Source organism: Bacillus sp. GS3m_15504 (assembly GCF_055825275.1).
The window spans coordinates 3596411-3617370 of the sequence record NZ_JBVVNL010000001.1 but is presented as its reverse complement, the minus strand read 5'-3'; the positions used below and the strand labels follow the sequence as shown (position 1 = coordinate 3617370).

Genomic DNA, 20960 nt, shown 5'->3' with positions numbered 1-20960 from the left:
TCGTGTTATAATTAACTTTTGTTTGGAATGATAAAAAGATAAAAAAGTTAATTTTATATATATAGAAGGGAATTAAAAAAATATGTATTTACAAATAGGATCGATTGAACAGGTAACTGTTTTACGCGAAACGGAAATTGGATATATGGTTGGAAATGAAGAAGAAGAAATTTTCCTACATAAAAATGAAGTAGCTGGAGAAATTGAAGAAGGCGATACGATTGATGTATTCTTATACCTTGATCACCAAAATCGTATTTCGGCAACAATGAAGGAGCCAATTATTACAACATATGATTGGAACTGGGTAAAGGTTGTAGAAGTTATTCCTAGTTTAGGTGTGTTTGTTGATATTGGTGTATCAAAAGATATACTAATTCCAGCTGATGAATTCCCAATTTATATGCCAGTATGGCCAGAAGTTGGAGATGAATTATATTGTACGTTAAAATTAACGAATCGTGATCGTTTAATTGCTCTTCCGGCAAGAGATAGTGATATGCAAGAAATCGTTGTAGAGGCGACGCCATCTATGCGTAATAAAAATGTAAATGGACGTGTGTATCGTTCACTTCAAGTTGGTTCATTCGTATTAACAGATGAGCATTTCCGTGCATTTTTACACCATACAGAAAGAAAAGAACAAGTCCGCATCGGCCAGCGCGTAACAGGTCGTATTATTGACGTAAAAGATGACGGTACAATTAACATTTCGCTTCTTCCTCGTAAAGAAGAAGGAATGGAAGATGATGCTGCAGTGATTTATGCATATATGGAAGAACGAGGCGGAGCAATGCCGTTTTGGGATAAGAGCTACCCAGAAGACATTAAAGAACGTTTCAATATGAGTAAAGCTGCATTTAAGCGTGCGCTTGGTAAGTTGATGAAAGAAGAAAAAGTTTACCAAGAAGAAGGTTGGACTTACTTTAAGAAATAAAGTGGATGGAAAAGAACTACCTTTTCTCTAAGTTTATTAGAGGAAAGATAGTTCTTTTTGCGTTCAGTATAAAATGAAGGAAGGAATAGAGAATTATGGGGAGAGGGAAATTTAAAAGAATATAGAAAGGATAGATGAAATCTATAAATAACGTTATAAGTATAGAATTAAGGAGGTATGAAGGTGCAATACAATGTGTTAGAACAATTAATAAAGAGCCTCTCAGCGTTATCCCCTGAAAAAGAACGCGAAATAGTAGCAGTTGATTTACATGATATATATGAGAGCGCTGAAAGGTTTGAAAAAATACTTGAAAATATTATGGACTCGCAACACTCTAAAGAAGACTTAATAGATGCGCTGATTGAAGTGGAGATAGAATTAGATCACATCAATTGGCATTATAAAAGCTTGAAGAAAAAGTTGAAAATATTGATGAAAGATTAAAAAACACAACCTTATCTGAAAAAATAAGGTTGTGTTTTTTAATTTCCTTGCGGGGAAACAATAGTAAATGTATCTTCCAACTCACTATCGTTTATTTTAATATTTGCTTTTTTTAATTCACTTTGTAATAATTTTTTACCAAATATAGGATCAGCAGTACGTTCTTCCTCTAAGTTTTTGCGAATAGAGTTTTTTACCTCATCGTAAGGTTTTAGATCTTTTTTACCAGTTAGTTTAATAATGTGATAACCATTTGGTGATTGGACAGGATCACTAATTTGACCAATTTTTAGTTTGTAGGCAGCTGTTTCAAATTCAGGTGTCATTGCACCTGAATGGAAGTATCCAAGGTCTCCGCCTTTTTCTTTTGATAGTAGGTCTTGCGATTCTTGTTTTGCTAGTTCTTCAAATGAAGCACCAGCATCTAATTTTTTCTTTATTTCTTTTGCTTCATTTTCGTCACTTACTAAAATGTGGCTCGCTTTAATTTCTGGTTTGTAGTGGTCTTTCACGTCTTTTTCTGTAACACTTTGTTTAATTGCTTTATTCATAGAAAGTTTGAACTTAATTTGATTTTTAAAATCAGCTTCATCTTTTAAACCGTTGTTTTTCAACACGTTTTTGAATTGATCTCCGTATTGACTTTTCGCTTTTTGTACTTCTTTCTCTACATCATCGTCAGATACTTTATATTTTTTCGTGATAACGTCTTGCGCTATCATTTCGTATAACATGTCTTTTCCGTAACGATCTTTCAACTGTTTTTCGAAGTCGCTCTTCGTAATGGTTGAGTCTGTTGCCGTAGCGACTGTAGCCGAGCTATTTTTTTGCCCGCAAGCAGCTAGCATTAATATACTTATTAGTGCAGTAATAATGAAAATATGTTTTCCTCTCATGCTAACACCTCATCCGAATATGTTATCGCTATTGTAGAATATAGAAGTGAACATGAAGTGAATTTTTAATGTTTTTTCCTGTAAAATGTAAAAAAGTACACCAACAATTTTGCTGGTGTACGATGAAATCAAAGGTGATCGGTCTTTTTAGAATAAGCACGCTTACCTTGCTCTATATTCTTTTGTTCTTGCTCATTTTTTTGCGCGCGCTTTGCATTGTTATCGCGTGCTTTTTTGTCGTTATCACTCGTATGTGGCATATGTATCAACTCCATTTCTAAACGTTGTACGTTTATCATTTCCTTTTTCGTAAAGACTATGTATAGCAGTGTATTCCTGAATAATAAGGGTGGATTGGAAATGGATTTGAAGTTGAATTATACCGAACTTATAAAGAAGTTAATCGTTGTAATCATCGCAGGTTTGTTAAACGCGATTGGAATGAATTTATTTTTAACGCCAGCGAAAGTGTACGCGAGTGGCTTTGCTGGATTGTCTCAATTGTTATCGCAAATATTAGGTGATTTTTTATCAATTCATATATCAACGGGGGTATTGTTTAGTTTGTTTAATATTCCTGTCGTTATTTTAGCGTGGAAAAAGGTTGGAAAGGCTTTTACTTTCTTTAGTTTTCTTTGCGTTATATTTATGACTTTGTTTTTAGAAATTATCCCAGTTCGGGCTGTTTCGAACGATATCATATTAAATGCGATTTTTGGCGGGCTTATTTCGGCAATTGGGGTAGGGATTGCGTTGAAGTGGGGGGCTTCTACAGGTGGTTTAGATATTATCGCCATGATTTTATCAAAGATTAAAGACAAGCCTGTCGGTACGTATTTTTTCTTCTTTAATGCACTGATTATTATCGCTGCTGGTTATGTGTATGGATGGGAAAAAGCATTATATACTTTGGTGACTTTGTATGTTTCAACGCGAATCATCGATGCGATTCATACGCGTCATGTGAAGATTACGGCGTTAATCGTTACGAAGAATGGGGCGGATGTACGAAAGGCGATTCACTCACGCTTAGTGAGGGGGATTACAACTATACCGGCAACTGGTGCTTATACGAATGAAAATAAGGAAATGTTAATGATTGTTATTACTCGTTACGAACTGTATGAATTAGAGAGGGTTATTAAACAAGTGGACCCAGGTGCATTTACAAATGTACTGCAAACGGTTGGGGTATTTGGATTGTTTCGAAAAGATTAAAGAGGACCAAAGTTGGTCCTCTTTTTTAATGTAAATTCGTAATAGTTTGCAATTGTTCCTGCATTTCACGTAGCTGAACTTTTTCAGCAGTTGAAGAATTTGCGTAAGCGGATTGCAAAGCATTTTTTGCTCTATATACGAGATCTTGTTGCTCGACGCCGCTCGAACAAGATACGGCATTTGCAACAGCATCTCTAGCTTGTTGAAATAGTAAGTTCCCCATTTAGACCCCTCCAAAAGAAGAGTTACTTCTCGCTTTTTCTGCCTCAGCTAATGTACCTCTGTACGGGAATCTTGCATCATGCTTCATAACAGCATCGGCTCCTTGTTGGATAAAACGTTTTGATTTGTTCTTTTTACCCATTCGAAAAACCCCCTTTATTTAGCTGAAAACAATCGACGCGCTGACTTGTGCGTCTAATCATAGTATGAGCGTTTGGCGAGAAACTATAAGCAGGGAATTTTTAGATTACAACCCAAGAACCTCTTCTAAATATAGTGCAATACCATCTTCTTCGTTCGTTAGCGTCGTATGGTTTGCGAGTGATTTTAATTCAGGAATGGCATTTCCCATTGCGATGCCGTGACCAGCAAATTCAATCATTTCAAAGTCGTTATCTTCATCACCGAAAGCGATAATTCGCTCTTGTGGAATGTTGTAATGGCTAGAAATTTTTTGTAGTCCAACAGCTTTATTTAATCCGCTTTTTACAATTTCAATAATTGGCCAAGGTGCGCCCCATTTTCTATGGTCGATTACTTCAGCGTGCATATCAGTTAAATGTTGACGTATTGCACTGGAATGCTCGTCATGTGCGTCAATTAATAAGCAAGTTGGATGATCGTTTAAAATATTTAATAAGTCTCCTGTAAAAATATTTGGAGAACCGAATTCGAAAATATGTTTTTTATCTTCATCAATTTCACGAACATACACATCGTCCATTACTTCAGCGTATATATTTTTTACGCCAAAATCAAAGCAAGCTCGGACAATTTCTTGCGCTGTTGCTAGCTCAAGAGGAGAGTGATGTGTACCCCACTTTGAATCAAGAGGGTGATGTACGTAAGCGCCATTAAAGTTTACGATTGGTGTATTTAGACCAAGTTCTTTATAGTAATCATAACTAGCGCGGAATGGACGTCCTGTTGAAATAACGACAATATGTCCTTGTTCCTTTGCTTTTGCAATTGTATGTTTCGTTCGAGTGGAAATTATTTTGTTGTCTGTTAATAAAGTGCCGTCTAAGTCTAGTGCGATTAAATGTTGTTTGTTCATAATTTCACCTCTTATAATATTTTTTTGTTTTTATCTGTATTTCCGTTTTTTATATGCAGAAATAAGAGGTTAGACTGGGTGAGACCACCAAAGATGGAAAGTTCACTATATATCCATCTTACGTCGCAAAGTGCTGCGGTGTCTACTATTTCTCGCTGGAAATTAAGAAAAGTCAACATCTTTTTAGAAAGTTCAAACAATGTTTCTTTCATTATGTACAAATTGTGAAAAGGGTTACATTGCTCGTATGATGAGGCTTATAATGAACATGTAATCTTCTCGTATATGTTTGACTCTCCTTTGAAACTGGCCTATAGTAGGTTGGTTTCTTTTTTTTCTACAAATAGGAACGAAATCCCTGCTTTAAGCTTGTGTCATTCATGTATATGTACAAGAACGAAATGTAGTACTTGTTTCCTAAACATGACAGAAAAGCTTTCTTTTAAAATGGATATACTAATGAGGCAAAGACGTCATGGAAGGAGAATGGAAATGGGACAAAATCGCAGGTTTCGTTCTGGACAAAAAGCGCCGAATGATGGCATTTACGTGGAAATTGGTGAAACGGGAAGTATGGTGAAAGATCCGCAAATGGTGAAACTAACTGCTGGTGACAAGTTTCCAGATAACACGAATCATAACCGTCAGTGGACGTATAAAAGAAAACCGTAACAGGAGCCGCAATCGTTATTGCGGCTTTTTTTCATTACGCATTATAATTTCATTTACCGCATTGTTTTGAACCGCATCAATGCATGTTCCTGTTTTCTTTTTCTAATAATAAGTTTGAAAATACATAAGCAAAATTATTGTATAAAAAAGTCAGTTGGCGTATAATCAAATCAAAGGTCAAAGAAAGTCAAACATTTGGAGGACTGTAAAGATGGACTTAAATCAAATGACAACAAAAACACAAGAGGCGATTATGAGTGCCCAATCTTTAGCGGTATCTCATCACCATCAAGAAGTAGATACTGTTCATCTCTTGTTTACATTATTAGAAGAGCAGGATGGGCTAGCAGCACGTATTTTTCAAAAAATGAATGTCGATATAGAAGCATTAAAACAAGGCGTAGAAAATTTAATTAAGAAAAAGCCTTCCGTAACGGGAAGCGGTGCAGAAGCAGGTAAATTATATATAACAGGTGCCCTGCAACAACTGCTTGTAAGAGCAGGAAAAGAAGCAGAGAAATTGCAAGATGATTACATTTCAGTGGAACATGTATTACTTGCTTTTACTGAAGAAAAAGGCGATATAAGCCAATTATTTACAAGATTTCATATTACGAAAGACAACTTATTACAGTCTTTAATGACAGTTCGGGGGAATCAAAAAGTGACTAGCCAAAATCCAGAAGCAACTTATGAAGCGTTAGAAAAATATGGTCGTGATTTAGTGGCGGAAGTGAAAGCAGGGAAAATTGACCCTGTTATCGGCCGCGATAGTGAAATTCGCCGCGTAATCCGCATTCTTTCACGTAAAACGAAAAATAACCCTGTTTTAATTGGTGAGCCAGGTGTTGGTAAAACAGCAATCGTTGAAGGGTTAGCACAGCGTATTGTGAAGAAGGATGTACCTGAAGGATTAAAAGATAGAACAATCTTTGCGTTAGATATGAGTGCGCTTGTAGCTGGTGCGAAATTCCGTGGTGAGTTCGAAGAGCGTTTGCAAGCTGTATTAAATGAAATTAAAAAGAGTGAAGGTCGCATTTTACTATTCATTGATGAACTTCACACAATCGTCGGCGCTGGAAAAACAGAAGGTGCGATGGATGCAGGGAATATGTTAAAACCGATGCTTGCGCGTGGTGAACTGCATTGTATTGGGGCGACAACCCTAGATGAATATCGTAAATATATTGAGAAAGATCCAGCACTAGAAAGACGTTTCCAACAAGTATTAGCAGAAGAACCAACTGTTGAAGATACAATTTCTATTTTACGTGGTTTAAAAGAGCGTTTTGAAATTTATCACGGTGTAAATATTCATGACCGCGCAATTGTAGCAGCATCAGTTTTATCAGATCGATATATTTCAGATCGTTTCTTACCGGATAAAGCAATTGATCTTGTTGACGAAGCGTGCGCAACAATTCGTACAGAAATTGATTCTATGCCGACAGAATTAGATGAAGTAACGCGCCGCATTATGCAGCTAGAAATTGAAGAAGCGGCTCTTGGAAAAGAGAAGGACTTTGGTAGCCAAGAACGCCTCAAAACATTGCAACGTGAATTATCGGATTTAAAAGAAGTGGCCAGTAGCATGAGAGCGAAATGGGAGAAAGAAAAAGAAGATATTCACAAAGTTCGTGACTTACGTGAACATTTAGAGCGTCTGCGCCGTGAATTAGAAGAAGCAGAAGGTAATTACGATTTAAATAGAGCAGCGGAACTTCGCCACGGAAAAATTCCTGCAATTGAAAAAGAGTTAAAAGAAGCAGAAGAAATGGGCGCAAATAATAAACAAGAAAATCGTTTATTACGTGAGGAAGTAAGTGAAGAAGAGATTGCTGATATTGTTTCACGCTGGACTGGTATTCCTGTCGCAAAACTCGTTGAAGGTGAACGTGAGAAATTATTACACTTAGAGCAAATTTTATCAGAACGTGTTATCGGACAAGAGGAAGCGGTAAGCTTAGTATCAGATGCAGTTCTTCGTGCGCGCGCTGGTATTAAAGACCCGAACCGTCCAATTGGTTCCTTCATCTTCTTAGGACCGACTGGTGTTGGTAAAACAGAGCTTGCCAAAACGTTAGCACAGTCTTTATTTGATAGTGAAGAGCAAATGATTCGTATCGATATGTCTGAGTATATGGAGAAACACGCTGTGTCACGCTTAATTGGTGCCCCTCCTGGATATGTTGGATATGAAGAGGGCGGTCAATTAACAGAAGCAGTAAGACGTAAACCGTATTCCGTTATTTTATTAGACGAAATCGAAAAAGCGCATCCAGAAGTATTCAATATTTTATTACAAATGTTAGATGACGGACGCATTACAGATTCGCAAGGTCGTACAGTGGACTTTAAAAATACAGTTATTATTATGACTTCAAATATTGGATCTGCTCATTTATTAGATGGATTAGAAGAAGATGGCTCCATTAAAGAAGAATCAAGAGAACTTGTAATGGGACAATTGAGAGGACATTTCCGACCAGAGTTCTTAAACCGCGTCGACGAAATTATTTTATTCAAACCTCTTACAACGAATGAAATTAAAGGTATTGTTGATAAAATTGTAAAAGAATTACAAGGTCGTTTAGCTGACCGTCATATTACGGTAAAATTAACAGAAGCAGCGAAAGAATTTGTTGTAGAAGCTGGCTTTGATCCGATGTACGGAGCTCGTCCATTAAAACGATATGTACAGCGTCAAGTTGAAACGAAATTAGCGAGAGAATTAATTGCAGGTACGATTACTGACAATAGTCATGTAGTGGTTGATGTAGAAAATAACGAATTAGTCGTTCATGTGAAATAAAAAAAGAGTTCGGATAAAATCCGGACTCTTTTTTTAGTGCTGTTCTACTGGCTCGTTTGGAATTGCAGCTGAAATTGCTAGTACTAATACCGCAAGAACAACTGAGAAAATAGACGCTTGGTTAAAATCGTATGTACCGCCAGTCATAGAGCCGATTACGTAGCTCATCATATGTACAAGCAAGAACGACCAAATTAATGCCCAAATGAAACGCATATTTTACACCTCTATTCGTTCAATCTGTCCTTATTGTAACACAATTGAAAAAAGAATATAGAAAAATATTTGTAGATTTTGCAACGCAAATTTGCATTCCGTTCATACATTATAAAAGAGTACTTTTATACGTTTAGAAAATAAGGCGGGGGAAAAATGAGTATTACGGAACGTTTTTTTTACTTAGAAAAAGAACCATGCGTTATTTATTTACCGGAGAAGCCAAATGGATTTTCTGTCATGCTTCTTGGGGATTACAACTACTTTATTGAGAATGGTACAAGTTTATGGACACAACATGCGGGTAGATCTTATTTTTTACACGGCCTTATTGAGGAAGGCTATACGGTATTTTCTTCTAATTTATACGGAAGACATTGGGGAAACGATCAATCTGTTCGTCTAGCAAAACGCCTATATGACGTTGTTTTGAGAAAAGAGACATTAAATGCAAAAATGCACATTATGGCAGATGGTATGGGGGCACTTGTAGCGCTTGAAATGATGAACAAATACCCTGAATGTATACGTTCTGTCATTATGTTAAATCCGTGTTTAGATTTACCAGAATATGTGGAGTTTGAGAAAGAGCATAAGTTTTTTTATAAGAGACTCTTGAAGGAATTAAGTTTGGCGTATGATTCCAAAGAAGAAGAATTAGAAGCAAAAATAAATAAGAAATCATTTACGCTTCTTCCGTCTTGTGTACCTGTTAAAATTTTCGTATCAACACAAGAAAAAAGAGGAAGAAAACAGTTGTTACGTAAATACGAGAAAATGAGGCAATTGAATCAATGTGATACTTCTGTTTTATTCCATCTGCAAGATGTGAAATATAAAATGGTTAGGCAAACGACTGATTTCTTTAAAAAATATGAAGAAGAATTGTGAAGCTCCCATATACATAAATGAGGAGCTATTTGTTTCAAGGAGAAAGGGTGGGTGGTATGGAACGCGTGCTAATTATAGGTGCACTTACGTTTGTAGGTTATCACCTTGTGAATAAAATGATTGCAGAAGAAGTAGAAGTATATGGTCTTGATTTTGATGAATTTGATAGTATGACAAAAATTAATGAAGAGAAGTTATTGTTAATTGGGCGAAATGCGTTATTTACGTATTATTCAATAAGAGATGAAGACGGATGGAGATCCGTAGAGGAAGAGAAATTTGATGCCGTTTACTTTTGTCTGTATGAGCCTAACCAACAAAGTGGCTTTCGAAATGAAAGAGTTATATTACAGTATTTAAAGCGAATCATAAGACTGTGTGAAGAACATAAAGTGAAGTTAAATCTAATTTCTTCTATTGAAGTAGGAAACGCAGATGAGTCCGAAAATAAGCGTTTATTTGCGAAAGTGGAAGAAGGATTGAAAAAAGGAGAGGTACAATATAGTGTATTTCGAGTTCCTACATTATATGGGCCATGGCAACCATCTTTTATGATGTATCATCAGCTCATTTTATCAGAGCTAGGTGAGAAAGAGTGCCATTATGCCAGCGAGGAAAACGGAAGTGATCTACTGTACGTTGAAGATGTATGTGAATACTTATGGGAAAATGGAATGAACGAGGAGCAACTCGGCATATATAATTTACTTAGTGGTAAAAAGTCATTATGGAAAAAGGGTATGAACCTTTTACGTGCAGATGATAAAGTGAATAAAGAGAATGCGGAAGAAAGAGATGGGGCGGCCGAGGATATTTCGATAAAAAGAAATACTCCGTTAGAATACGGTTTAAATAAACAATTGGCACATATGAAAAAATATAAAGAGTTATACGAAGGATAGCGAGCGTGTTACACTATGTATGTGAAAGTTTTAATGGAGAGGAAGAACGTAATATGAATGAGAAAAGCATGCAATTTTTACAAATCGCAATGAAGCATTTACCAGAAGCAAAGGCCATTTTAGATGATAATGGAATTGCACTTGATATGGAGAAAGCTCAACCAGTATTAGAGTTATTGATGAAAGTTATGAACGAAGCATATGAGCTTGGGAAAGCAGATCAAGAATAAAAAGCATTTTTTAGATGGAAGAGAGGCCCGAACCGTGGATAGAAGCGGTCAGGGCCTTTTTTGTTCTCGGCTGGGGGAAAAACAGAGATATGAAGAGGGGAAGGGAAAAGTAGTGAGGAGAACTTTCTAGTTTAGAAGGAAAGCAGATCAAGAATAAAAAGCATTTATTTAGATGGAAGAGAGGCCCGAACCGTGGATAGAAGCGGTTCGGGCCTTTTTATATTTCGAAAGAAACAGGGAAAGGTATGTTTCTGTTTCTTTTCATAAACAATAAGGTGAATAATGCGCTCGCTTTATGTTTTAGCTGAAATATATTCTAGACAAAAATACATTTATGTTTTAAAATTAGTACCAAGTCATAATAATTGATATAAAACGGAGGGCTGCGATGTGAACGTGGGCATTTTAGGGATCGGAAGATATGTGCCGGAAAAAGTAGTCACAAATCACGATTTAGAAAAAATAATGGATACATCCGATGAATGGATTCGTACGAGAACAGGTATTGCGGAAAGACGCATTGCCGATGATACAATAGATACTTCATATATGGCCGTAGAGGCTTCTAAAAAAGCACTTGAAGATGCAGGGATTAGCGGAGAGGATATCGATCTTATTTTAGTAGCAACAGTAACGCCAGATCGTGCTTTTCCAGCAGTAGCTTGTGTTATTCAAGAAGCAATTGGCGCAAAACATGCAGCTGCAATGGATTTAAGTGCAGCGTGTGCTGGTTTTATGTACGGAATGATTACAGCGCAGCAATTTATTCAAACGGGAACTTATAAAAATGTGTTAGTAGTTGGTAGTGATAAGCTATCTAAAATTGTAGACTGGAACGATCGAAATACAGCAGTACTATTTGGAGACGGAGCCGGTGCGATCGTAATGGGAGCTGTTTCAGAAGGTAAAGGCGTTCTATCTTTCGAATTAGGAGCGGACGGAAGTGGCGGTAAGCATCTTTATCAAGACGAGTATGTTATGATGAATGGCAGAGAAGTCTTTAAATTTGCCGTTCGTCAACTTGGGGATTCTTGTCTTCGCGTTTTAGATAAAGCTGGTCTTACGAAAGAAGATGTGGATTTCTTAGTACCGCATCAAGCGAACATTCGTATTATGGAATCTGCAAGAGAGAGATTAAATTTACCACAAGAAAAAATGAGTATGACAATTGAGAAATTCGGTAATACATCAGCTTCTTCCATTCCGATTGCAATGGTAGAGGAATTGCAAAACGGACGTATTCAAGATGGTGATTTAATTATACTTGTTGGTTTTGGCGGCGGATTAACATGGGGAGCAGTCGCTCTTCGTTGGGGTAAATAAGGACTGAGAGAAAAAAAGGAGTGTATTTTGTATGGAAAAAAAGAGGGTCGTAATTACAGGACTAGGAGCTGTTACACCGGTCGGTACAGATGTTGAAACAGCGTGGGAAAACATTAAAAAGGGTGTATCTGGAATCGGACGACTTACAAGAATTGATCCGGAACTATTTCCAGCAAAAGTAGCAGCAGAAATTAACGACTTTGAAGTCGAGAAATATATTGATAAAAAAGAAGCGCGCCGTATGGATCGCTTTACACAATATGCAGTAGCAGCAGCGAAAATGGCAGTTGCAGATGCAAAGCTTGAGATTACAGAAGAAAACGGACCTCGAATTGGTGTATGGATTGGTTCTGGTATTGGCGGTATGGAAACATACGAAGAACAATTTAAAATTTTTACTGAGAAAGGCCCGCGCCGCGTGAGCCCATTCTTCGTACCGATGATGATTCCAGATATGGCAGCAGGCCAAGTATCAATCGCAACAGGAGCAAAAGGAATTAACACTTGTTCTGTAACGGCTTGTGCATCTGGTGCAAACTCAATTGGTGATGCATTTAAAGCGATTCAGCGTGGGGATGCTGATGCAATGATTACGGGCGGGGCAGAGGCACCGTTAACAAGTATGGCATTCGCAGGATTTAGCTCAGCGAAAGCATTAACATTCAATGAAGACCCAGCAACAGCTTGCCGTCCATTTGATAAAAACCGTAGCGGTTTCGTAATGGGTGAAGGTTCAGGTATTTTAATTCTTGAAGAATTAGAGCACGCATTAGCTCGTGGTGCTCATATTTATGCGGAAATCGCTGGTTACGGTGCAACTGGTGATGCATTCCATATTACAATGCCTGCTCCTGGCGGTGAAGGCGGCGTGCGCGCAATGCGTCAAGCTTTAGCGGATGCAGGTCTACAGCCAGAAGATATTGATTACATTAATGCGCATGGTACAAGTACGGATGCGAATGAAAAGTATGAAACAATGGCAATTAAAGAAACGTTCGGTGAGCACGCGTATAAGGTAGCGATCAGCTCAACGAAATCAATGACAGGTCACTTATTAGGAGCAGCAGGTGCTGTTGAAGCGATCTTTTCTATTAAATCAATTACAGATGGAGTAATTCCTCCAACAATTAACTATGAAACACCAGATCCAGAATGTGACTTAGATTACGTACCAAATAACGCGAGACATCAAGAAGTAAACGCAGTGTTAAGTAATTCATTAGGATTCGGTGGTCATAACGCAGTATTAGTATTTAAATCGTATAAATAATAGATAAAATAAGGAGTTTTTTCGCAATATATTGCGAAAAAACTCCTTATTTATTTTTACGCCTTTTTCTCCTTTTGCATATACATAAGAAAAAGGAGGGATAAAGATGGGGATTGTTGAAACTGCTGAATGGTTACATCTATATTATGGACGGCCAGAAAAGCTGTGTGAGAAGTTTACGAAATATATCCCGCTGCCAAAAGAAAGGTTGTATCGCTTTTTAATTTCTAAAGGTATGTATCGCCCTGTTATGCGAGGAGAACGAGAAATTAAAGAGTTAGAGAAAAAGGAAGTTTGGAAAGAGTTACGTGCGGAGTATGAGAAACTGAAAAATTGGTTAAAAGGTCCGGATGTCCCTGTCTTTATTTTATTATCAGACTCCTATAATCGAACGGTACAAGAAGAGTATAACGGCAGGGCTGGATTATCTATGCGCCACGTTATTTTCTTATTCGTATGTGGACGGAATTCGGTGGAAGAATTAAAAGTGCTGTTGGCGCATGAATATCATCACATATGCAGGTTACATCAAATTGAGACGAAAGAAACAGAATATACATTACTTGATACGATGATTATGGAAGGATTAGCTGAGCAAGCGGTAACGGAAAGATATTCAGAAAAAAACAATGCACCGTGGACGACGTATCTTTCAAAGGAAGAGGCAATATATTATTGGGAAAATGTTGTACATGAAAGAATAAGTATAAAGCGAGGAACAAGGGAGCACGACATCTTATTAAATGGATTTCACTCTTATCCGAAGATGCTTGGCTATGCGCTTGGATTTCATATTGTCAAAGATTGTGTAACTTTGCAAGGAGAAGATACACTTTCTTTATTGCCTATAGATGCGAAAGAAATATTAAATAAAGCCAATACATTTCATATATAAAAAAACAGGAGCTCTCTTTCCTGTTTTTTTAGTATTAATAGAAGAAAAAATAATAATTAGAATATATTTCCTTAGGTGGAATAAAGTTAAGAAAAATTGAACATAATGATGGATACAAACAGTAGTGAAGTGAGGGGTAGTGAATGTTATATCTACATGATGTATGGGTAAATTGGTTTGAAGGTGAAGAAAATGGGTATAACGTTTGTCATTTTTACGAATGGCGGAAAGATGATACGATTGAGCTATTAGATCAAGTGCCATTATTAAAAGTAGATTCCACATTATATCATTACATCGAGAACGAATTGTTAGAGCTTCCGCAAAAATTGTTGGAAGACGTACATCATAAGGCTTATATTCGTAAAAATCATGAACGTTTGCAGCAAGAGTATTGCTTTGTAGTTACAGATGGAAAAGGAATTATTGCGATCGATACAATTGGTTACAATGTACCGATTCGGAAAAGTAGACTTATACCGCGCCAAGAGCAGATGGTATATGAGATGGTAGAAAACGTACAAGCAGAAAAGTATGAGTTCCAAGTAGAAGAAATGGAAAAAGAACATCATATTTTATCACCATCGCCTTTCGTTATGAATGGCTTAACTCGTAAAGAAAGACAGCTTAAACAATTATTATTTATGGCGTTAGATCAATTACATACAACGAAAAACACAGCAGAAATTCGCTATTGGTTCACAGAGTGGGATCCATCAGCATACGGAATGGTTCAACATATGGAATTTGAAGATATTTGGGCTAAGCTGTATGATGAAGCGAAAACAGGTTGGTCTGAGAAGCACGAACAATTATGCGAGCGTCTCGTAAAAGGACAGCCATTTTTTGAAAAGTTATGGGAAATGGAAAACGAGCAAAAGGTAAATTAAAAAACCGCCGATTGGCGGTTTTTTTAATTTGTTGTAGTCTAGCTCCAGCGGCAAGCTCTTCGTGTCTAAGAACCTTCCGCATAAGAAGGCAAAAAGCGCCTTTTATGCGAAAGAACCTTAGCCAGTCAGAGCTGAACGAGCCGCCTCCGCTTTATATGAAATCTAGCTCCAGCAGCAAGAATGTTCGGTGGCTTCGCGCCTTCCTGCGAGGAAAAAAGCGCCTCTACGTCAGGAGCTCCATCCCCCTCACATTCTAAGCAAGCCGCTTCCGCTTTATATGTTACCTACGTTTTCTACTTAACCCCATTGCGTTTTCTACTTTGCGTAGTTGTTTGAATGCAACGCGGTTTGCTTTTTCGGCACCTTTGTCTAGAATTTCGTCTAGTTCTGGTGAGTTGATTAGTTCGTTATATTTGTCTTGGATTGGGCGGATCGCTTCTACGACTACTTGTGCCAGATCGCCTTTAAAGTCGCCGTATCCTTTTCCTTCGTACATTGCTTCAATTTCTTCAACTGTTTTTCCAGAGAATGAAGAGTAGATTGTTAATAAGTTAGAGATGCCAGGTTTGTTTTCTTTATCAAATTTCACGATACCTTCAGAATCAGTTACAGCACTCTTAATTTTCTTTTCAATTGTTTTTGGTTCATCAAGCATGCTGATCATTGATTTTGGATTCGGATCAGATTTACTCATTTTTTTTGTAGGTTCTGTTAGTGACATAACGCGAGCCCCTACTTTTGGAATGCGAATTTCAGGAATTGTGAATACTTCACGGAAGCGTTTGTTGAAACGCTCTGCTAGGTCGCGTGTTAATTCCATATGTTGTTTTTGATCATCACCAACAGGTACGATTTCAGTGTTGTAAAGTAAAATATCAGCAGCCATTAATGGTGGATAAGTTAGTAATCCGGCTGGAACTGAATCTCTACCTGATGCTTTATCTTTATATTGCGTCATACGCTCTAATTCTCCAACGTAAGCAACGGATTGCATAATCCATCCTAGTTGAGCGTGTGCTGGTACTTCTGACTGTACAAATAAAGTAGCTTTTTCAGGATCGATACCGCATGCTACATAAAGTGCAGCAAGACTGCGGATGTTTTTACGAAGTTGTACCGGATCTTGAGGTACTGTAATCGCATGTTGGTTTACAATACAGAAATAACAGTCGTGTTCATTTTGAAGCTCTGTAAATTGCTTCATAGCTCCTAAATAGTTTCCAAGTGTAATCGTTCCACTCGGCTGAATACCAGAAAAGATAACTGACATAAGTAATTCCTCCTAAATTTGAATGCGTGATGGGGAAGAGAAGGCAAACAAAAAAGCCCATTCATCCCAAAAAACTATAGGGACGAATGGACCGCGGTACCACCCTAATTATTTCACTACTGTGAAATCTCTCTAATCCATAATAACGTTTGGATATAACGCCAAAGCCTACTACTTTCGGTTCGGTTTGGTGCTCAAAAGCCCATTCCATACTGTACAATTACTTGTTCACACCAGCCACAAGCTCTCTGAAATTGCCTCAATATGTACTCTTCTTTATCATCGCATACATATAAATTTATTTATTGTTACCTGAGCTCTTTAAATATGAAAGAACTAAAGTTTTATAACAAAATGTTTTGCTGATTATTATATCATATGGGATAGTGTTTGCAAACTACATCAAAATAGTAAAGCTAATGAGGGTAGAGAATAACCCAAGAACGATACCGGTAATGCAAATTGGATACGTCCATTTGAATGAATATGTTTTATAAATACGTTCTTTCTTATCGACAGGTTCCTCTACTTCTTCAATTAAAGAGTCGATTTTTTTATTCGTACCAAATACTCTTTGGAAGGCGTAAATTGTTACATTAAAAAATCCATTTTGAAATATGAATAAAAAACCGCCTATAAGAATAAAAAATAGTGCGATATAGAACGAGATGTTGACAAAATTCAACAAAAACTGCGATGAAACGAGGAATGCACCAATACTAGAAGCAATTATCGCTATGAAAATTAGTATACAAGTATGAAAAAAAACTTTATTCAAAATGTTCCCCTCCGTCAAAATATTACTAGAATTATTATACTATAAAAGCTATAATATGTACTAGAATTAATTTTTTGAAAATTATACGCAATTAAAGGTCTGATTGCAAGATGATGGTAGCAATGTTAACGTATCCCTTTACAAAAAAATAAAAATATAAACATTTTATTAAAAATTTTAACAAAAAAACAAAAAACTATATTCACAATTGTTATATTATATGTATAATGAAAATTGTAGAAACTTGGAGATTATTCTTTCAATTCTACTTTTTTACAAGTGAGGGTACAGGAAGTGCAATTAGGGGAGGCAACACAACATGAAGAAAAAGATACCGTTATTACTTGCATCGACGTTGACTGTCAGTATGTTAGGAGCTTGTAGTTACCAAAAAGAGGATAATAAAGCAGGCGCAAAAGAAAAATCCTCAAACAAGCAAGTGCTAAATCTAACTGAAACAGCTGAAATTCCAACTATGGATACGACGTTATCAACAGATGCAACATCTTCTAACATCATGAATAACACAATGGAAGGGTTATATCGTCTGGGGAAAGATGATAAACTTGTTCCAGGTGTCGCTAAATCTTATGAGAAATCAGAGGATGGCAAAAAGTATGTGTTTAAGTTACGTGAAGATGCGAAATGGTCTAATGGTGAACCGGTAACAGCGAAAGACTTCGTTTATTCTTGGCGAAGAGCTGTAGATTCAAACACGGGTGCCAAGTTTGCTTACATACTATTTGATGTTAAAAATGCGGAGAAAGTTAACAAAAAAGAATTACCAGTTGAAGAACTTGGTGTAAAGGCAATTGATGATCATACACTTGAAGTGGAATTAGATAACCCTGTTCCTTATTTTGTAAGTTTAACAGTCTATCCAACATTGTATCCTTTGAATGAGAAGTTTGTAACAGAACAAGGAGCAAAATTTGGATTAGAATCCAATACGACACTTTATAATGGTCCATTCGTATTAAATGAATGGAAGCATGAACAAAGTTTCCAACTTAAGAAGAATCCATCGTATTGGGAAAATAAAGAAGTAAAACTTGAGGAAATAAACTTCAATATTGTTAAGGATCGTTCAACTGCTATAAATTTATATGAAACGAAAGCAATTGATCGTGTAGTCTTAACATCAGAGTTTGTAGATAAATACAAATCAGATGCTGACTTTAAAACGATTAAGAAACCATCTACACAATTTATTCGCTTAAATGAAAAGAATAAATTTTTAGCAAATAAAAATATCCGAAAAGCAATTGCAATGTCCTTTGAACGTGAAAACATTGGAAAAGTGATCTTAAACGATGGTTCAGAGGGTATATACGGTTTTGTTCCGAAAGGCTTAGCAAAAGGTCCGAATGGAAAAGACTTCCGTGAAGAAAACGGAAAGCTTATAAAAGAGGATATGAAAGAAGCACAAAAATACTGGGAAGCTGGTAAAAAAGAACTTGGTGTAGACAAAGTAGAGTTAGAGCTATTAAACTTTGATACTGACGATGCTAAAAAAATTGGAGAGTATTTAAAAGGCCAATTTGAAAAGAACTTACCAGGTTTAACAGTTCCAACGAAAATGCAGCCATTTGCACAAAAATTAAAACTTGAAGCAAGTGGAGATTATGCAATGTCATATGCGGGATGGAGTCCAGATTATATGGATCCAATGTCATTCCTTGAAATGTATACGACAGGTAATGCGCAAAACAAAGTACATTACGCAAACCCAGCGTATGATGATTTAATTAAAAAAGCAAAAACAGAAGTTGATGTACAAGCTCGTTGGGATGCATTATTACAAGCAGAAAAACAACTGCTTGAAGATGCAGCGATTGCTCCAGTATATCAACCAGGAAAAGCTTATTTACAACGTGGCTCAATTACTGGCCTATTAGAACATAAATATGGCGGGGAATTTAGCTATAAGTGGGTTGAACTAAAAAATTAAAAATGGTTTCCATCATGAATAAGGGTATATGCCTATGATGGGCATATGCTCTTATTTTAAAAAAATAAAAGTAAGAATATTTTAAACTATCTTATTGCTTTTGAGAAAAACGGGGAGGTGCTTGACTATGGGACGTTATGTATTAAAACGTTTCGTGTACATGGCTTTGACATTATTTTTAATTACTACACTGACTTTCTTTTTGATGAAATTACTTCCGGGTTCTCCGCTTAAAAATCAGGAGAAGTTATCACCGGCACAAAAAGAAATCATTCTTGAAAAATATGGTTTAAATGATCCAGTACCAGTTCAATATGCACGTTACTTAGGTAACTTAGCAAAAGGTGATTTAGGGGTATCATTCCAATATGATAACCGTCCAGTAACAGATATGATTGTGGATCGCATTGGACCATCAGCACAACTTGGTTTACAAGCGATTATATTAGGAACATTTATCGGTTTAATTTTAGGAATCGTTGCGGCACTTCGTAACAATACGTGGGTCGATTATGGGGCGACAATTATTTCCGTACTCGGGATGTCGGTACCATCGTTCGTATTCGCCGCATTACTACAATATTTCGTAGGGGTAAAACTTGGATGGTTCCCAGTAGCATTCTGGAAAGGACCAGAGTTTACAGTAATGCCTACAATCGCTTTATCGATGGCAGTTATCGCAACAATCGCACGTTTCGCTCGTGCAGAGTTAATTGAAGTTATGCAAGCTGACTACATTTTAACAGCGAAAGCGAAAGGAATTAGCCAAGGTGTTATCATTATTAAACACGCACTTCGTAACGCGTTAATTCCAGTTGTAACAATTTTAGGACCAATGGTTGCAGGGTTAATTACAGGTACATTAGTTATTGAGCAAATTTATGCTGTACCAGGACTAGGGGAGCAGTTCGTTAAATCTATTACAGTGAATGACTATACAGTTATTATGGGAACTACAATTTTCTATAGTGCAATCTTCATCTTAGTTATTTTCATTGTCGATATTTTATACGGAATTATTGATCCTCGAATTCGTTTAGCGGGAGGGAAAAAATGATGAAAGATGTACAAAAATTATCTCCAGATTTATTTCAACAAGCCAATCAAAATAATGTGGATAATGAAGTCATTGCCCGTCCAAGCTTAACGTTTTGGCAAGATGTAAGAAGACGTTTGTTCCAACATAAAGGAGCAATGTTCGGTTTAGTTTTATTAACGCTTATTATCTTACTAGCAATTTTAGGACCGATGGTAAGTAAGCACTCGTATAAAGAGCAAGATTTAGGACGTGCGAAATTACCACCGAAAATTCCAGTTATTGAAAATGTTCATTGGTTACCATTTGATGGTACTGATCAATATGGTGTTGACCAATATGAAAAACGTGATATTAAAGAGTATTTCTGGTTTGGTACAGATGATCTTGGCCGCGATTTATGGACAAGAACATGGGAAGGTACGCGCGTATCATTATATATCGCTCTTTTAGCAGCAGCAATTGACTTAGTAATTGGGGTTGCATATGGAGGTATTTCAGCATTCTATGGCGGTAGAGTAGATAACATTATGCAACGTATTATGGAGATTATTAACGGTATTCCATACTTAATCATCGTTATTTTAATGGTAATCATTATGGGATCTGGTATATGGTCAATTACACTCGCAATGGCAATTACAGGTTGGATAGGGATGTCGCGTATCGTTCGTGGACAAATCCTAAAATTAAAAAATCAAGAATACGTATTAGCATCTCGTACATTAGGTGCAACAAATACACAATTAATTGTAAAACACTTAATCCCGAACGTAATGGGACCAATTATCGTAATGACAATGTTTACAATCCCAACAGCGGTGTTTGGTGAGGCGTTCTTAAGCTTCATCGGTTTAGGTATTCAGCCACCATTCGCGTCACTTGGTTCTCTTGTAAATGACGGTTATAAATCAATTCAAACGTATCCGCATATGATGTTCATCCCTGCGGTTGTTATCAGTATATTAATCTTAGCGTTTAACTTAATGGCAGACGGATTACGCGACGCGTTAGATCCAAAAATGCGTAAGTAAAAGAGGGGAGAGG

General features: G+C 36.8%; 23 protein-coding genes and 1 other annotated feature. Of the genes, 15 read left to right on the top strand and 8 right to left on the bottom strand.

The annotated features are described in order from the left end of the window. Positions 1 to 82: 82 nt before the first annotated feature. Both AC0L0O_RS19050 and AC0L0O_RS19045 read left to right on the top strand, forming a co-directional pair. A complete protein-coding gene (locus tag AC0L0O_RS19050) occupies positions 83 to 937 on the top strand; it encodes a CvfB family protein (RefSeq protein WP_000281269.1) in 855 nt (284 codons plus the stop codon). Positions 938 to 1120: 183 nt separating this feature from the next. Further along, positions 1121 to 1384 (top strand): hypothetical protein, encoded by a 264-nt coding sequence (locus AC0L0O_RS19045; protein WP_001199904.1) that lies wholly within the window; start codon positions 1121 to 1123, stop codon positions 1382 to 1384. 38 nt (positions 1385 to 1422) lie between these two features. Here AC0L0O_RS19045 and prsA read toward each other — a convergent pair whose 3' ends face one another. Beyond that, positions 1423 to 2280: a peptidylprolyl isomerase PrsA gene (gene prsA, locus AC0L0O_RS19040; RefSeq protein WP_001214196.1), complete on the bottom strand. Its 858-nt coding sequence runs from the start codon at positions 2278 to 2280 to the stop codon at positions 1423 to 1425. A gap of 128 nt (positions 2281 to 2408) precedes the next feature. Beyond that, a complete protein-coding gene (locus AC0L0O_RS19035; protein WP_001120845.1) occupies positions 2409 to 2540 on the bottom strand; it encodes a DUF3941 domain-containing protein in 132 nt (43 codons plus the stop codon). A 100-nt stretch (positions 2541 to 2640) separates the two neighbouring features. On the opposite strand from AC0L0O_RS19035, the gene AC0L0O_RS19030 reads away from it, so the two are divergent. Beyond that, a complete protein-coding gene (locus AC0L0O_RS19030) occupies positions 2641 to 3498 on the top strand; it encodes a YitT family protein (RefSeq protein ID WP_000364442.1) in 858 nt (285 codons plus the stop codon). A gap of 25 nt (positions 3499 to 3523) precedes the next feature. On the opposite strand, the gene AC0L0O_RS19025 is transcribed toward AC0L0O_RS19030, so the two are convergent. From AC0L0O_RS19025 to AC0L0O_RS19015, 3 genes are all read right to left on the bottom strand, one after another. After that, positions 3524 to 3721: a DUF3813 domain-containing protein gene (locus tag AC0L0O_RS19025; RefSeq protein WP_000527402.1), complete on the bottom strand. Its 198-nt coding sequence runs from the start codon at positions 3719 to 3721 to the stop codon at positions 3524 to 3526. Next, the gene (locus AC0L0O_RS19020; RefSeq protein ID WP_000516816.1) at positions 3722 to 3862 is read right to left on the bottom strand and encodes a hypothetical protein; all 141 of its coding nucleotides are present in this window, start codon (positions 3860 to 3862) and stop codon (positions 3722 to 3724) included. 105 nt (positions 3863 to 3967) lie between these two features. Then, the gene (locus tag AC0L0O_RS19015; protein WP_001041235.1) at positions 3968 to 4777 is read right to left on the bottom strand and encodes a Cof-type HAD-IIB family hydrolase; all 810 of its coding nucleotides are present in this window, start codon (positions 4775 to 4777) and stop codon (positions 3968 to 3970) included. A 492-nt stretch (positions 4778 to 5269) separates the two neighbouring features. Here AC0L0O_RS19015 and AC0L0O_RS19010 point away from each other — a divergent pair, with 492 nt between their 5' ends. After that, positions 5270 to 5449: a YjzC family protein gene (locus AC0L0O_RS19010; RefSeq protein ID WP_000531418.1), complete on the top strand. Its 180-nt coding sequence runs from the start codon at positions 5270 to 5272 to the stop codon at positions 5447 to 5449. Between the two features lie 211 nt (positions 5450 to 5660). Further along, positions 5661 to 8261 (top strand): ATP-dependent chaperone ClpB, encoded by a 2601-nt coding sequence (gene clpB / locus AC0L0O_RS19005; protein WP_001984982.1) that lies wholly within the window; start codon positions 5661 to 5663, stop codon positions 8259 to 8261. 33 nt (positions 8262 to 8294) lie between these two features. Here clpB and AC0L0O_RS19000 read toward each other — a convergent pair whose 3' ends face one another. Further along, on the bottom strand, positions 8295 to 8477 hold the full coding sequence (locus AC0L0O_RS19000; protein WP_001211116.1) for a YjzD family protein: 183 nt from the start codon (positions 8475 to 8477) through the stop codon (positions 8295 to 8297). 156 nt (positions 8478 to 8633) lie between these two features. On the opposite strand from AC0L0O_RS19000, the gene AC0L0O_RS18995 reads away from it, so the two are divergent. The 7 genes from AC0L0O_RS18995 to AC0L0O_RS18965 all read left to right on the top strand — a co-directional run bounded on the left by AC0L0O_RS18995 (position 8634) and on the right by AC0L0O_RS18965 (position 14878). Continuing rightward, positions 8634 to 9368, top strand: a complete 735-nt coding sequence (locus AC0L0O_RS18995) for a lipase family protein (RefSeq protein ID WP_000028701.1) — start codon at positions 8634 to 8636, stop codon at positions 9366 to 9368. Between the two features lie 29 nt (positions 9369 to 9397). After that, on the top strand, positions 9398 to 10270 hold the full coding sequence (locus tag AC0L0O_RS18990; RefSeq protein WP_017650999.1) for an NAD-dependent epimerase/dehydratase family protein: 873 nt from the start codon (positions 9398 to 9400) through the stop codon (positions 10268 to 10270). Between the two features lie 53 nt (positions 10271 to 10323). After that, positions 10324 to 10500: a ComZ family protein gene (locus AC0L0O_RS18985; protein WP_009879752.1), complete on the top strand. Its 177-nt coding sequence runs from the start codon at positions 10324 to 10326 to the stop codon at positions 10498 to 10500. Positions 10501 to 10890: 390 nt separating this feature from the next. Continuing rightward, complete coding sequence (fabH, locus tag AC0L0O_RS18980; RefSeq protein WP_001100539.1) at positions 10891 to 11823, top strand: beta-ketoacyl-ACP synthase III; 933 nt, start codon at positions 10891 to 10893, stop codon at positions 11821 to 11823. A gap of 31 nt (positions 11824 to 11854) precedes the next feature. Continuing rightward, entirely contained in the window at positions 11855 to 13093 is a 1239-nt protein-coding gene (fabF, locus tag AC0L0O_RS18975; protein WP_000412652.1) for a beta-ketoacyl-ACP synthase II, read from the top strand. A gap of 106 nt (positions 13094 to 13199) precedes the next feature. Next, positions 13200 to 13988 carry a DUF2268 domain-containing putative Zn-dependent protease gene (locus tag AC0L0O_RS18970; protein ID WP_000513289.1) on the top strand — a complete coding sequence of 263 codons (789 nt, stop codon included), beginning with the start codon at positions 13200 to 13202 and terminating at the stop codon, positions 13986 to 13988. A gap of 143 nt (positions 13989 to 14131) precedes the next feature. Further along, positions 14132 to 14878, top strand: a complete 747-nt coding sequence (locus tag AC0L0O_RS18965; protein ID WP_000966134.1) for a YjbA family protein — start codon at positions 14132 to 14134, stop codon at positions 14876 to 14878. A gap of 280 nt (positions 14879 to 15158) precedes the next feature. On the opposite strand, the gene trpS is transcribed toward AC0L0O_RS18965, so the two are convergent. Continuing rightward, positions 15159 to 16148, bottom strand: coding sequence for a tryptophan--tRNA ligase (trpS, locus tag AC0L0O_RS18960; protein WP_000110993.1), 990 nt, complete (start codon positions 16146 to 16148; stop codon positions 15159 to 15161). Positions 16149 to 16223: 75 nt separating this feature from the next. Next, positions 16224 to 16440, bottom strand: a binding site (T-box leader). A gap of 105 nt (positions 16441 to 16545) precedes the next feature. After that, positions 16546 to 16926, bottom strand: coding sequence for a DUF3899 domain-containing protein (locus AC0L0O_RS18955; protein WP_001984973.1), 381 nt, complete (start codon positions 16924 to 16926; stop codon positions 16546 to 16548). A gap of 319 nt (positions 16927 to 17245) precedes the next feature. On the opposite strand from AC0L0O_RS18955, the gene AC0L0O_RS18950 reads away from it, so the two are divergent. From AC0L0O_RS18950 to opp3C, 3 genes are all read left to right on the top strand, one after another. Continuing rightward, positions 17246 to 18877, top strand: a complete 1632-nt coding sequence (locus AC0L0O_RS18950) for a peptide ABC transporter substrate-binding protein (protein ID WP_000727231.1) — start codon at positions 17246 to 17248, stop codon at positions 18875 to 18877. Positions 18878 to 19004: 127 nt separating this feature from the next. Continuing rightward, positions 19005 to 19934 (top strand): oligopeptide ABC transporter permease, encoded by a 930-nt coding sequence (gene opp3b, locus AC0L0O_RS18945; RefSeq protein ID WP_000534165.1) that lies wholly within the window; start codon positions 19005 to 19007, stop codon positions 19932 to 19934. Next, positions 19931 to 20947 carry an oligopeptide ABC transporter permease gene (gene opp3C / locus AC0L0O_RS18940; RefSeq protein ID WP_000974102.1) on the top strand — a complete coding sequence of 339 codons (1017 nt, stop codon included), beginning with the start codon at positions 19931 to 19933 and terminating at the stop codon, positions 20945 to 20947. Before opp3b ends, opp3C begins: the two co-directional genes overlap by 4 nt. Positions 20948 to 20960 lie beyond the last annotated feature (13 nt).